This window comes from Caballeronia fortuita (genome assembly GCF_001544835.2).
Classification (GTDB): Bacteria; Pseudomonadota; Gammaproteobacteria; order Burkholderiales; family Burkholderiaceae; genus Caballeronia; species Caballeronia fortuita.
Map to the genome: position 1 here is coordinate 387,628 of NZ_FCNX02000002.1, position 13,291 is coordinate 400,918.

The following is a 13,291-nucleotide window of genomic DNA, read 5'->3' on the forward strand; positions in this document are numbered from 1 at the left end:
GCTTCAGGCCGTTGCGGCCCGACGTGCCGGTTGACGCGCTACTTTAGGAAATGAATGTGAAACCTGTTTGACAGGCGGGTGTAATTGGGTGGTTTTGGGGATGATAGGGGAAGGCGCGAAACGGCGGAGGCGCATCGACGTGCGCCTTCGGCACGACGGTCCTACATCCGCCCCGCATCCACCACCGCTTCCGCAAACGCCTTCGGCGCTTCCTGCGGCAGATTGTGTCCGATGCCGCCCGCGACATTCCGATGCTGATACTTGCCCGTAAACTTCTTCGCATACGCCGACGGATCGGGATGCGGCGCGCCGTTGGCATCGCCTTCCATCGTGATCGTCGGCACGGCGATGGTCGGCGCGCTCGCGAGGCGCTGCTCCAGCGCGTCGTATTGCGGCTCGCCCTGCACGAGCCCGAGCCGCCATCGATAGTTATGAATCACCACCGCGACGTGATCCGGATTGTCGAACGACTTCGCGGAGCGGTCATACGTCGCGTCATCGAAGTTCCATTTCGGCGATGCGAGTTGCCAGATGAGCTTGTTGAAGTCGTGGCGATTCGCTTCGTAACCCGCCTGGCCACGCTCGGTCGCGAAGTAGAACTGATACCACCACGCGAACTCGGCCTTCGGCGGCAGCGGCGCGCGATTGCCCTGCTGGCTGCCGATCAGATACCCGCTCACCGACACCATCGCCTTGACACGCTCCGGCCACAGCGCCGCGATGATGTTCGCCGTGCGCGCGCCCCAGTCGAACGCGCCGAGCGTGGCCTGCTGAATCTTCAGCGCATCCATCAGCGCGACGATGTCCACCGCGACCACCGCCTGCTGCCCGTTGCGCGGCGTGTCGGCGGAGCGAAAGTGCGTGGAGCCGTAGCCGCGCAGATACGGCACGATCACGCGATATCCTTGCGCCGCGAGTATCGGCGTCACTTCGGCGAACGCGTGGATGTCGTACGGCCAGCCGTGCAGCAGGATCACGACGGGACCGTCCGCCGGCCCCGCTTCGGCATAGCCGATATCGAGCGCGCCCGCATCGATCTGCCGAATCTGCGCGAAGCCCGCATTCGACGATGCACGCGGCGCGGCGCTCTGCGCGCGCACGAGGTCGCTGAAGCCGAGCTGCATCGCGCCGGCAGTGGCGATCGCCGTGCCGAGAAAGCGGCGGCGCCATGCGTTGATCTGATCATCCGGCATGTTTCGATTCTCCTTTGACGTATCCGATGAAATCGATGAAATGAAGCTCACGCAGCCGATGCCCGCAGCGCCCCGAGCGTGGGTCCGAGCGGACGCACGCGCATGCGCGCATCGAGCTTGTGCCACGGCAGATCGGCGGGATCGGCGGCCATCGGGCCCGGCGCTTTCGCGACGAGAATGCGCGCGGCGATCGGCTCGAAGTCGGCCCGAAAATGCACCGAGCTCTTGTTGACCAGAATCTTCATGCGTTCCGGTTCGATGCCCGCGACGCGAAAGAGATTGCGGTCGAACACCTGCATCTTGATGCTGCTCACCGCGATCCGCACGCCGCCGATGCGCAGGCACGCGGTCGGCCCGAGTTCGCCTGTCATGCCGTTGAGCATCGGGCCGTCGAAGCGAAAGCGGCCATCCGACAGATACTCGACTTCGAACTCGCCTTCAAGCGGCGCATCGCCCGGCACGTTCGACCCGCCGCCAAGCGCGAGCTTCACGCGCGCGCCGACGCCCGCGCGATGCGCCGCCTGCGCCGCGCGCGCGTCCCAGATGACGCCCACGGCCGCATCGCGCGCATCGTGGCGCAGGAGCGCGCGCACCATGCCCATCGTGTTCGAATCGCCGCCGACGCCCGGGTTGTCCTGCGTATCCGCGATGATGACGGGCCTGCCCGCATCGCGGCTCGCGTCGATGGCATCGAGCGCGGCCTCATCGGGCGTGAGGAACGGCACGTCCCAGCGCGCTTCGTCGTTCACGAGTTGCGTCCAGAGCGCATCGACGGCGGATTCAGCCGCCTCGCTATCGCGCGCGTAGCCCCAGAACACCGGACCGCATTCGTCGAAATCGGATGCCGGAAAGCCCGGCGCGAACGACAGCGACACGACGTCTTTCTCCCGCGCTTCGAGCATGCCGTACATGCCGCGCGCAGGCTCGACGAGCGTGCACATGCCGTTCACCGGAATCAGGAAAGGCACGCGGCGCATCGCGCGCTCGAACGGCCTGCCGTGCGCGATGCGTTGCTCGAGCAGATGCGCCGCGCGCAAGCCCGTTTCGGCCATATCGACGTGCGGATACGTGCGGTACGCGACGAGCGCATCCGCGAGTTCGACCATGCGCGCCGTGACGTTCGCATGCAGATCGAGCGATGCGACGAGCGGCATCGCATCGCCGACAATATCGCGCACGCGCTCGAGCAGTTCGCCCTCGCCGTCGTCGAGATGTTCGGTGACCATCGCGCCGTGCAGGTCGAGATAGATCGCGTCGAAGCCGCCCTCGCGAACACGATCGACGATCGCGCCCGCGATGCGCTCGTACGCATCTTCCGTCACATGCGCCGATGCGCTCGCGCCCGCCCAGATCACCGGTATCAACTCGTGCCCGTGAGACTCGGCCCATTGAATGAAACCGCCGATCGGCACGTTCACGTCGCGCAAGCTCAGGACATCGTCGCCGTGCGCCATCGGCGGAAAGCCTTCGCCTTGAATGAAGCTTTGGTAGCTCGCCTTCGTCGGCGCGAAGGTGTTTGTTTCATGCTGGAATCCCGCGATGAGAATTTTCATGACCCTGGTCCTTGTCAGTATCGATCGATGTTCAGGCCGTGCGCGCCTCGACCGCCGCGAGCTTGCGCCGGTTCGCGAGAATCAGCACGCACGAGAGCGCCGCCATGCACGCCATCACGACGAGGCCGCCGTTCGTGCTGCCGGTCGCGGACTTGACCCAGCCGATGACCGCCGGGCCCCAGAATCCGCCCGACAAACCGATCGTGTTGATGAGCGCGATGCCGCCCGCCGCCGCCGGGCCGGATATCGTTTCGGAAGGGATCGCCCAGAAAACCGTGTAGGCCATCCACATACAGGCGGTGGCGAGCGTGAGCAGCGTGAGCGTCGCGACGAGATGGCCGTTCGCATACGGCGTCGCCACGAGCAGCGCGGCGGCGGCGAGCGCGGGCAGCGCGCTGTGATAGCGGCGCTCGCCGACCTTGTCGGAGCGGCGCGCGGCGGCGTACATCGCCATCGCCGCGGCGACGTATGGAATCGCGACGTACCAGCCGAGGCTTATCGTGTCATGCACGCCTTGGTCCTTCACGAGCGTCGGCAGCCAGAAGCTGATCGCGTAGATCGGGAAGATAATGCAAAAGTACGCGATCGCCAGCAGATAGATGCGCGGATTCTTCGCGATCTCGCCGAACGATTCAATGCGATGCGACGCGCCGCCGTGATCGCCCGCCTCCGCTTCGACGACACGGCGTTCGTCGTGCGTGAGCCAGCGCGCATCGGCGGGACGATTGGCGAGCACGCGCCACACGAGCGCACCCAGCGCAATGCACGGCAGGCCTTCGACGAGAAACATCCACTGCCAGCCCGCGAGTCCGCCGACGCCGCCGAGCGACGCGATCAGCCACGCCGACACCGGCCCGCCGACGACCCCGCCGAGCGGCCCTGCGACGAATACGAGCGCGATGGCGCGCGCCATGCGCTTCGGTCCGTACCAGCACGAAAGGTAATAGATCATGCCCGGCGCGAAGCCCGCTTCGAAGACGCCGAGCAGAAAGCGCATCGCGTAGAAAGCGGGCACGCTGCGCACGAAAAGCATGCACGCCGACGTGATACCCCACAGCACCAGAATGCGGCTGAACGTGAGACGTGCACCGATCTTCGGCAGCATAAGGTTGCTCGGAATCTCGAACAGCACATAGCCGATGAAGAAAATTCCCGCGCCGACGCCGTAAGCTGCATCGGAGAAGCCAAGATCGCTTTGCATCTGAAGTTTCGCGAAGCCCACGTTCACGCGATCCAGATACGCGAACATGTAGCACGCGATGAGCAGCGGCAAAAGCCGCCAGTTGATTCTGCTGTAGAGCGCCGCGACGGCATCGGCATCGCCGCCGCGCCAGGTCTGAATCGTGAACATTCGCGTCTCCTTGTCTCGTCTTCCCTTGATCGGGTAAGGCGATGTTGAGCGCGGGCTAGCGTGTGAGCAAGAGCAACAAAGTTCACGTATCGTTGCCCTGAGAGCAACACCTCTTCTTTCGATACGGACGGCGGCCATGCGCGAAATCAACCAGCAACGCTTGCGCTACTTTCACGAAGTCTTCACGCACGGCACGATTCGCGGCGCGGCGGATCACCTGAACACGTCGCCGTCGGTGATCGCGCGGCAGATCAGGCTGCTCGAAAACGAACTCGACACGACGCTCTTCGAACGCGAAGCGCGCGGCGTGCGGCCGACGGAGGCCGCGTTTCATCTGCTCGAATTCTGGCGCGGCTATCGCTCGCAGCAGGAGAAGCTGGAGGATCAGCTACATGCGCTCAAGGGCTTGCAGCAAGGGCAGATTCGCCTCGCGGTGAGCGAAGGCTATGTCGATACGCTCGTCGACGATGTGCTGGCGCCGTTCTGCGCGCGTTATCCGCGCCTGGAGATCGACGTGCGGATGCTCGCCGTCGACGATCTGCTCGACGAAGTCGCGCAGAGCCGCGCGCATATCGGGCTCGCGTACAACCCGCCGCCGCACGAGCGCATCGAGATTCGCGCGAGTTCGCCGCAGCCGGTCGTGCTGCTCGCGCGGCGCGATCATCCGCTGGCGCTGCGCGGCGGCGTCGCGCGGATTCGCGATCTGCTCGACTATCCGCTCGCGCTGATGCCGCCCACGTTCGGCATCGGCCATGTCGTGAAGATGCTCGAAACCACCGACGATTTCGCCGTCCGCCCGACGCTCACGACGAACTCGCTCGGCGCGCTGAAACGCTTCGTCGCCGCGGAAAATTTCATGACGCTGATCGGTGAATTCGCGGCGTACCGCGAACTCGCGAGCGGCGAACTGACGACGATTCCCGTCGCGCATCCGCTCTTCGAAAGCGCGCAGGCAAAGCTGCTCGTGAAGAGCGGACGTCCGCTCGCGGCGGGGCCGCAGGAATTGCTCGACTGGATCCTCGCGCGAATGCCGATGTTCGCGCGCAATCGCCCGCCGCGTCGCAAGGCGCGGCCAGCGAAAGCGCGTTAATGCAGATCGTTACTGCCCGCCGCCGTCGAGCTTCGCCTTCTCCGCCGCGATCTGATCGGCGATCTTCGCGGCGAGCGCATCGAGCGAGGAAATCGACTGCACTTCGTTGATGACGAAGCGCGCCGCCGCGCCGTAGGGCTTGGGCGCCGCCGCCGACTTCTGCCCTTTCAGCTCGCCGCTCGCGTCGATCTGCGCGGGCGACGCATCGGGGCGCGCGGCGAGATCGGCGAGTTGCACGGTGACGTGCGTGTTGGGCGGCTTGTCCGACGAACCCATCGACGGAAGCGCGGCGCCGAATCCGCTCGGCAGCGTTTCATCGAACTCGCCGCTCACGAGCCAGCCCACGGCCGGCGGCGGCGAATCCGCCGTCAGATGACACGCGGCGATGCCCTTCGCGTTCAGCGCCTCGACGATGCCGTCCGCGAGCGCCGATGCGTTCTGATTTACCTTCGCCGCGTTGCGCGCCGCACGCAGCCGCGAACCGGGCAGACGCGACGTACCGCCTTCGCGGCTGACCGGCGTGAATTCGCGGACCTGCACTGGTTTGCCCGCGTTCGCGTCAGAAGCGCCCGTGCACGGCGGCGCGGATTGCGCGAATGCGAGCGAGCCGGCCAATGCCAGCGAAACGCCCAGGCAAACATTTTTCATCGCTTGTCTCCATGAGGTTCGATCGCGCTTACACGCCGCCCATGCGCGCTAGCGCATCGCGCATCGCGCCGATCGACACGCGCACGATGCCGTCGAGCGGTGTATCCATTTCGAGGATCAGAAACACCGCGCCCGACGCGCACAGCGCGCACGCCAGAAACGCGACGATCACGCTGGCATTGCGCGGCGCGAGCACGCCGAACGTGCCGAAGATGATCGCGAGCCAGAACACGAGCACGAACATCAGCGCCTGCGGCAGCGAGCCGCCGCGTTGCAGCAGCGCGAGCGAGCGCGACGCGAAGACGTCGTCGGCGATGGCGAGCGCACGCGCGCGCAATGCGCGCTGATGATCGTCTTTCGGAGCGAGCATCGCGACATCGTGCTCGAATTGCTCCATGCGCAGGATGATGCCGGGACTGTCGAGGCCCGCCGCGCGCGCCGAGCCTCTCGCGACCAGCAGATCGATCCATTCGCCGTAGTCGCGTCTGAGCGTCGCGCGCAGCGGCTGCGCCTCGGCGCCGTATTGCGCGAGCGTGCCGTCGAGCCGGATCATGTTGGCCGCGTTGTGGACGAGGTCGTTGTTGATCGCATCGAAAGAACTTTTTGCCGATGAAATCAGAAAGCCGAGCACCAGCGCCGCGATGGTCGCGACGAGCCCGATGGCGAGCCGGATCGCCTTCGCCGAGTCTTTGCTCAGATGATGCGAAGGCAGCAGCCGCGCGAGCGCGAGACCGGCGAGCGAACTCGCGAACATGAGCAGCAGCACGCCCAACGCGAAGATCAGGTGGCTCATTGCGTCCATCCTCCGTTCCGGCGCGCACGGCGAATGCCGCGATGATAACGCCGGCCGGCCCGCGCGCGCGGCAACGTGCGCGTCAGCTCGCCGCCGCCTCGCGCGCGCCAGCCTGCGCCATCAGGCTGTTCAGCCCGACGGGACGGCTCAGCAAATAGCCCTGCACCTTGTCGCAGCCCACGGCGCGCAGTGTGTCGAGCTGCTCCTGCGTCTCGACGCCTTCGGCGACCACCATCACGCCGAGCTTGTGCGCGAGATCGATCACGCCTTCGACGACCGTGCGCCCCATCACGTCGGTCGCGATGTTGTCGACGAAGGATTTGTCGAGCTTCAGCACGTCCGGCCGGAAACGCGCGAGATAGCTGAGACTTGAATAGCCGGTGCCGAAATCGTCGATGGCGATGCGCACGCCCATCGCGCGCACGTTCGACAGCACGACCTGCGCATCGTCGACGTTTTCGATCAGCGCGGACTCCGTGATCTCCAGCGTGATGCGCCCCGGTTCGATGCAGCCGCGCCTGATCGCATGCCGCAACACCGACACGAGGCGCGGATCGCGAAACTGTTTCGGCGAGACGTTGAGCGCCACCGACGAGGCTTGCGGCAACGCGAGCGCGAGCTGCGAGGCCGCGAGCACGGCTTCACGAATGACCCAGTGCCCCGCCTCGACGATGAGCGCGCTTTCTTCGAGCACCGGCACGAACGCGCCCGGCGCGAGCAGCCCGAGCTGCGGATGCTCCCAGCGCAGCAGCGCCTCGACGCCGACGAGTTCGCCCGAATCAACGCGATACTGCGGCTGGAAATGGAGCACGAACTGATTCTCCCGTATCGCGCCGTGCAGTTCCGCCTCGAGATGCGCGCGCGCGAGATCGTCCTTCTCGCGATCGCCGAACACGCGGAACGTGTTGCGGCCCGCGCGCTTCGCGGCATACATCGCCATGTCGGCGCTGATGAAGAGCGCTTCGGGCGTGCGGCCATGCTCGGGATAGAGCGCGACGCCGATCGAGCACGTCATCGTCAGGTTCTTGCATTCGATCTTGATCGGGCGATGGCACGCGAGCGAGAGCCTGCGGCACGCGCGCGCGATGCTTTCCTGCTCGAAGCTGCCGGGCAGGATCACGGTGAATTCGTCGCCGCCCGGACGCGCGGCCACCGTGCCTTCGGGCAGCGTTTCCTGAATGCGTCGCGCGATCGTGCGCAGCACGGCATCGCCGGCGATATGGCCTGCCGTGTCGTTGATCGACTTGAAGCGATCGATGTCGATGAAGAGATACGCGAACGGCGCGTCCGCCTCGCAGCGCTTCACGAGCGCGTCCATCATCGCGTTGCGATTGGCGAGGCCCGTCAAGCTATCGGTGTTCGCGAGACGATGCAGTTCCTGCAGACGCTGGCGCTCGTCGGTGGCATCGACGCACACGCTCACGACGCGCGACACCGCGCCTTCCTCGATAACCGGATAAATGTCCGCGCGCACCCAGCGCGTGCGGTCGTGCGGCAGGCTCAGACGGAAATAGCTTTGCGTGGCCGCGCCCGTGTTCACGGCCGTACGCATCTCGTCGCGCAGCGCGGGCAGGTCTTCGGCGTGCACGCGCTGCGACCACGCGGTCTGATCGGCTTCGAGCACGGACATCGGCATTTCCCACATGCGCTCGAACGCGGAGCTCACGTGCAGCAGTTCGCGGAAATCGCGCGTCGCGGTCCAGAAGACGGCATCGACGTGATCTTCCATGTCTTTCTGCACGCGCGCGTTGCCGCGCAATTCGTCGATGAGATTCACTTCCGCGGTGATGTCGCGCGACTTGCACAGCACGGCGGTGACCTTGCCGTGCTCGCCGTAGACCGGCGCGAACGTCGAGGTCCACCATTTCAGCGTGCCGCTCATCGTGCGGCACGCGCCGGAGAACGACGTCGATTCGCCCGCCTTCGCGCGCTCGAACGCATGGCGCGCGTCGGGGCCGTCCCAAAGCCCGAGCCAGTCGAAGCCGACGAGATCGTCGGCACATTGCGCTTCGATGAGCTTGCCGCCGACATCCGAGATGCACATGATGCGGCCTTCGAGCGAAAGCAGCTTCAGGCAGTCCTCCGCGATGGACAGCAGCCCGTGCGCGACCTGCCGCGCGACGAATGCCTTGCGGTTCACTTCCTGCATGCGATGCACGACGATCATCGCGCCGACGACGAACGCGGCGAGCAGCGCGTTCCACGGCAGCGGCACGAAGAAGGTTCCGCACGCGGCGATCAGCACCGCGAGCGGCGCGAGTCCCAGCCCATCGAAACGGCGTGCGTATTCGATGTACGGCAAGTTCCTGGCGACGTTCTCGCCGATGGTCCCGAGAAAATCGTTGGCGCCTCTCTGCACCGTTCTAGCCCTGTTCTGATAATTGGTTTGTTCGGTGTTTTATCGGCGCGAGGGATGAAGTCTTTAGAAAGGGCCAGTGCGCGCGGCGGTTATAGCACGTTTATTGCACGTTTATCGCACGTTCATCCCGCGCCCTTCAACGCGCCCGCGATTTCCTTCGCGAGCGCTTCGGCGCGATACGGCTTGCTCAGCAAGGTCACGTTCGGCCGCAGCACGCCGTCGCGCGAAATGATGTCGCGCGTATAGCCCGACACGTAGATCACCGGCACCGGCCTGCGCTGCGTGAAGGCCCATTCCGCCAGGTCCGCGCACTTCGTCTTGCCAGGCATCACGACGTCCGTGAGAATCAGATCGACGTTCACGCCGCTTTCGAGCACGCTGATCGCGGCATCGCCGTTCGCGGCGCGCAGCACCGTGTAGCGCATCGCTTCGAGAATCGCGACCGTCGAAGCCAGCACCGCGGGATCGTCGTCGACGACGAGCACCGTCGCGCCGCCCGTGGGCGCGCTCATCGCAATGGCTTTGGGCTGCGCGGTTTCGTCGTCGAAGCTTCGCGGGAAGAACATCTCGACTGTCGTGCCCACGTCGACCGAACTCGATACCGCGATATGCCCCCCCGATTGCTTGACGAAGCCGAACACCATCGAGAGGCCGAGGCCCGTGCCGTGGCCTTCGGGCTTGGTCGTGAAGAACGGCTCGAATGCGCGTTCGAGGACGTCGGGCGCCATGCCCGCGCCGGTATCGGATGCGGAGAGCTTGACGTATTCGCCCGGATGCAGGTCCTTGCCCTCGCACGCCTGCGCGTCGAGCACTTCGTTCGAACTTGCGAGCGTGAACTTGCCGTCGCCCTGCATCGCATCGCGCGCATTGATGGCGAGATTGAGCAGCGCATTCTCCAATTGATTGCGGTCGACGCTGAAGTTCCATGCGGGGCCGGCGAGCAGCGTGCTGATCGACACCGACGGCCCCACGGCATGCTGCAAAAGCTCGTGCATCTCGTCGAACAGACGCCGCGGATTGATGACGACGGGCGACTGCGGCTGGCGACGCGCGAACGACAGCAGTTGCGACGCGAGCTTCGCGCCGCGCTGGACGGCTTCCATCGCCGCCTGCACGCGCTCGGGCACGCGGCTGTCGGTCGGCGGCAGATATTGCAGCAATTGCAGGTTGCCGCTGATTGCCTGCAGCGTGTTGTTGAAGTCGTGCGCGACGCCGCCCGTCACCGCGCCGAGCGCTTCCATCTTCAGGCTCTGACGCAACTGCGCTTCCACCGCGGTGCGCGCGGCCACTGCCTCGGAGATCTTGTGTTCCAGATCGCGCGTCAGTTCGCGCAGACTTTCTTCGGCGATCTTGCGATCGTGAATGTCGATGATGACGCCGGGAAAACGCGTCGGCGTGCCATTGTCGTCGTAGTCGCAGCGGCCAACCGCGAGAATCCATGTCCACGCCGAATCGCGCGCGCGGATGCGGTATTCGGTGCGAAACGGCACGTTCTCCCGCAACGTGCGCCCGATGAGCGCCGTCACGGCTTCGAGATCGTCGGGATGGATCTTGGCGAAGGCGGCTTCGATCGGCAGGCCGGTCGCCACTTCGTCGAGCGAGAAGAGAAACGTGCGCGCGAAGCGTTCGTCGCCTTTCACGCGATTGTCCTGAATCTCCCAGACGAAGGTGCCGAGCACGGCGCCCGAATTGAGCGCGAGCTGCAGGCGCTCGTCGGCTTCGCGAAACGCCGTTTCGGCGTCCGCGCGCGTGCGTTCGAGCAGCACGCGCGCGGTCGTGTCGACGACGATCGCGAACGCGCCGACCGGCACGCCTTCGTTCGACGCGACCGGGCTGTAGTGCAGATCGAGCCACACTTGCGCGTCGTGCCCGTCGCGCGGCAGCGTGAAGCCGATGTCGTGATAAGAGAGCGACTCGCCGCGCAGGCAGGTATCGACGACATTGCGATTGAACTCCGCCGCCTCGGGCCACGCCGCTTCGATCGGCATGCCGAGAATGCCCGGATGACGCCCGCCGGAAAAGCGCGCGTAGGCGTCGTTGTAGAGCAGCGTGCCTTCTTCGCCCCATAGCACGGCCATCGGCAATGCGTTGCGCAGCATGATCTGCACGACCGAGCGCAGCACTTGCGGCCAGGCGTCGATGGGTCCGAGCGGCGTCGCGCCCCAGTCGAAGTCGCGAATGGCGCGCGCCATTTCGCCGATCCATGAATCGAGTTGACGATGATCGGAGATATTCGAAGTCAAAGCCCAGCCCTTTCCTGTCTGAAGAATCGCATGGTCATTCGCGAATTCGACAGCATAAAGGCTAAACGCAGCAGCTTTAAGCGCTTTTGGCCGCAGCGTCGCGTGGATGCATCGCGCGCGGCAGCGGACGAAAGCTGGACGTTCAGGCGCGCTTTGGCTTGCGTACAGCGCGCACTTTGCCCGTGCGCCCGCCGCCGCAAAAGAAGAGGTCGCGTCCGTCCGATTCGAGTCCCGACACGCCCGCGCCCTGCGGCATTTCCAGCCGCTCGATGACTTCGCCCGACTGCGCATCGATGTGGCGCAGCTCGCTTTCGTCGCCTTCCCATGTCGCGTGCCACAGTTCGCCGTCGATCCACGTCACGCCCGTGACGAAGCGATTCGACTCGATGGTGCGCAGGATCGCGCCGTTGTCGGGATCGACCTGATGAATCCTGCGCGCGTTGTATTGGCCGACCCACAGCGTGCCTTCGGCCCACGCGAGCCCTGAGTCCGCGCCGCCGCCGGGCGCGGGAATCGTCGAGATGACGCGGCCCGTTTTGGGATCGATCTTCTGGATGCGGTCCTCGGCGATCTGGAACAGATGCTCGCCGTCGAACGCCGTGCCCGCGTGCGCCGCGACATTCAGCGAGCGCGTCTTCTCGCCGCTTTCGGGATCGAAGGCGTTGAGCGTATCGCCGGCGGCGAACCATACGTGCTCGCCGTCATAGGTCACGCCGTGCACGCCGTCTGTATCCGCAAAAGGCCCGTATTCGCGGATGATTTCCGCCTTTGCCCGTTTCATCGCCTGTCTCCCGATGGATGCTTGCGTGAGTCCATGCTAATCGCTTGCCAGCTCGACGGGGAGTAACAAGGCCGTCGTGAATCCGGGCATCGGCGGCGTGGTCCAGCGGCGCGCGCGGCCGCGCCCGAACGATTGCGCCTTGCCGCTCGCCGCGAGCGCATCGAGCGCGCGCTGCACCGTGCGCTGGCTCGCACCGAGTGCGATGGCGAGCGCGGAGCTCGACCACGATTCGCCATCGGCGAGCAGTGCGAGAAGCGGCGCGCAGGCGTCTTCGACAGGCAGCGCGAGCACGGCTACCTCGCGCGCGCGATGCGGCTTCAGCGCGAAGCCGCGTGACGTCGCGTCGATGCCTGCGTGCGCGTGAAGCATCCTGCGCAGCCGGCCGATCTCGACGCGCAGCCGTGCGCGCTGCGTCTCGTCCGCGTGCCGGATGCGAAACGCGCGCAGGATAAGCGTGTCGCGCGGGACGTCGCCGGGCCAGGCTTGCGCGAGCATGCGCGCAAGCGCGAAGAGGACGGGGCGCGTGGCGAGCGATATCGACGTGCCGTTTTCACGCACGCAAAGACGGCATGCATCGACGACGAAGGCATCGGATGCGAACAGCGCTTCGACATCCGCGAGTTTCAGCATTCGCTCGCTTCCCTGCGCGATGAGACGCGCGGCCGGCGCGTCGAGGATGCGCCACGCGCTGTCGACTTCTGCGGCGAGCGAGGGAATCGCGGCTTGCCGCGCGGCAAGCGTTGCCCGTTCGAGGGCCGCGCGCGCCGAGCGGGTGTCGAGGCGGCGCATGGCGATGCCCGCGTCGATCAGTTCGTGCGCGGCTTGCGATGCAGCGGGAAGCGTCGCGGGATCCAGCCCGGCGAGCATGCGCGCGGCATCGTCGATACGTCCGATGAGCAGCGCGCGGCGCACTTCCAGATAGCGCGCGTGCGCGGCGTTCGCGTGATCGCCGTGTGCTTCGAGCACTGCGCGCGCGTGGTCGAGCGCTTTCGCGGGCCAGGCGAGATCGCGCGATGCCAGCGCAATCTCCGCTTCCGCGACGATGCAGCGCGAGCGCGCCAGCGCTTCCTTCGTGCCGAACGCGCGGGCCGCGCTCCTGACGAGCGCACGCGCACGCACGAAGTCGCCGAGCTGCGCCATGGCGATGCCGCGCAACGCGAGCGCGTTTGCATCGTCGCGCAGCGCAATGCGATTCAGCGCGCCGAGCGGATCACCCGCCGCGAGCGCACGCGCGGCGGCGGTGATGAGTGAGTCCATAAGGAGGTGGGTGCATGTCGTGC

At 65.9% G+C, this 13,291-nt stretch carries 10 protein-coding genes; 1 reads left to right on the forward strand and 9 read right to left on the reverse strand.

Annotated elements, in window-relative coordinates:
- Window positions 1-161: 161 nt before the first annotated feature.
- The 3 genes from AWB77_RS06025 to AWB77_RS06035 are packed head-to-tail and all read right to left on the reverse strand — an operon-like array spanning window position 162 to window position 4,097.
- Window positions 162-1,193 carry an alpha/beta fold hydrolase gene (locus AWB77_RS06025; protein WP_061133473.1) on the reverse strand — a complete coding sequence of 344 codons (1,032 nt, stop codon included), beginning with the start codon at window positions 1,191-1,193 and terminating at the stop codon, window positions 162-164.
- A 47-nt stretch (window positions 1,194-1,240) separates the two neighbouring features.
- Entirely contained in the window at window positions 1,241-2,746 is a 1,506-nt protein-coding gene (locus AWB77_RS06030; protein ID WP_061133474.1) for a M81 family metallopeptidase, read from the reverse strand.
- 31 nt (window positions 2,747-2,777) lie between these two features.
- Complete coding sequence (locus AWB77_RS06035; protein ID WP_061133475.1) at window positions 2,778-4,097, reverse strand: MFS transporter; 1,320 nt, start codon at window positions 4,095-4,097, stop codon at window positions 2,778-2,780.
- A gap of 136 nt (window positions 4,098-4,233) precedes the next feature.
- Here AWB77_RS06035 and AWB77_RS06040 point away from each other — a divergent pair, with 136 nt between their 5' ends.
- Window positions 4,234-5,187, forward strand: a complete 954-nt coding sequence (locus AWB77_RS06040) for a LysR family transcriptional regulator (protein ID WP_061133476.1) — start codon at window positions 4,234-4,236, stop codon at window positions 5,185-5,187.
- 9 nt (window positions 5,188-5,196) lie between these two features.
- On the opposite strand, the gene AWB77_RS06045 is transcribed toward AWB77_RS06040, so the two are convergent.
- From AWB77_RS06045 to AWB77_RS06070, 6 genes are all read right to left on the reverse strand, one after another.
- On the reverse strand, window positions 5,197-5,835 hold the full coding sequence (locus tag AWB77_RS06045) for a hypothetical protein (protein ID WP_061133477.1): 639 nt from the start codon (window positions 5,833-5,835) through the stop codon (window positions 5,197-5,199).
- Between the two features lie 28 nt (window positions 5,836-5,863).
- The gene (locus AWB77_RS06050; protein ID WP_061133692.1) at window positions 5,864-6,628 is read right to left on the reverse strand and encodes a bestrophin-like domain; all 765 of its coding nucleotides are present in this window, start codon (window positions 6,626-6,628) and stop codon (window positions 5,864-5,866) included.
- Between the two features lie 82 nt (window positions 6,629-6,710).
- Window positions 6,711-8,987, reverse strand: a complete 2,277-nt coding sequence (locus AWB77_RS06055; RefSeq protein ID WP_061133478.1) for an EAL domain-containing protein — start codon at window positions 8,985-8,987, stop codon at window positions 6,711-6,713.
- Between the two features lie 122 nt (window positions 8,988-9,109).
- Window positions 9,110-11,230: a hybrid sensor histidine kinase/response regulator gene (locus AWB77_RS06060; RefSeq protein ID WP_208601495.1), complete on the reverse strand. Its 2,121-nt coding sequence runs from the start codon at window positions 11,228-11,230 to the stop codon at window positions 9,110-9,112.
- A gap of 142 nt (window positions 11,231-11,372) precedes the next feature.
- Window positions 11,373-12,011 (reverse strand): Vgb family protein, encoded by a 639-nt coding sequence (locus tag AWB77_RS06065; protein WP_061133479.1) that lies wholly within the window; start codon window positions 12,009-12,011, stop codon window positions 11,373-11,375.
- Between the two features lie 36 nt (window positions 12,012-12,047).
- A complete protein-coding gene (locus AWB77_RS06070; RefSeq protein ID WP_061133480.1) occupies window positions 12,048-13,268 on the reverse strand; it encodes a hypothetical protein in 1,221 nt (406 codons plus the stop codon).
- Window positions 13,269-13,291 lie beyond the last annotated feature (23 nt).

What these genes read in the sequence shown, in the direction of transcription:
- AWB77_RS06025 (WP_061133473.1), bottom strand. Translation starts at nt 1,193, where the DNA reads ATGCCGGATGATCAGATCAACGCATGGCGCCGCCGCTTTCTCGGCACG.
- AWB77_RS06030 (WP_061133474.1), bottom strand. Translation starts at nt 2,746, where the DNA reads ATGAAAATTCTCATCGCGGGATTCCAGCATGAAACAAACACCTTCGCG.
- AWB77_RS06035 (WP_061133475.1), bottom strand. Translation starts at nt 4,097, where the DNA reads ATGTTCACGATTCAGACCTGGCGCGGCGGCGATGCCGATGCCGTCGCG.
- AWB77_RS06040 (WP_061133476.1), top strand. Translation starts at nt 4,234, where the DNA reads ATGCGCGAAATCAACCAGCAACGCTTGCGCTACTTTCACGAAGTCTTC.
- AWB77_RS06045 (WP_061133477.1), bottom strand. Translation starts at nt 5,835, where the DNA reads ATGAAAAATGTTTGCCTGGGCGTTTCGCTGGCATTGGCCGGCTCGCTC.
- AWB77_RS06050 (WP_061133692.1), bottom strand. Translation starts at nt 6,628, where the DNA reads ATGAGCCACCTGATCTTCGCGTTGGGCGTGCTGCTGCTCATGTTCGCG.
- AWB77_RS06065 (WP_061133479.1), bottom strand. Translation starts at nt 12,011, where the DNA reads ATGAAACGGGCAAAGGCGGAAATCATCCGCGAATACGGGCCTTTTGCG.
- AWB77_RS06070 (WP_061133480.1), bottom strand. Translation starts at nt 13,268, where the DNA reads ATGGACTCACTCATCACCGCCGCCGCGCGTGCGCTCGCGGCGGGTGAT.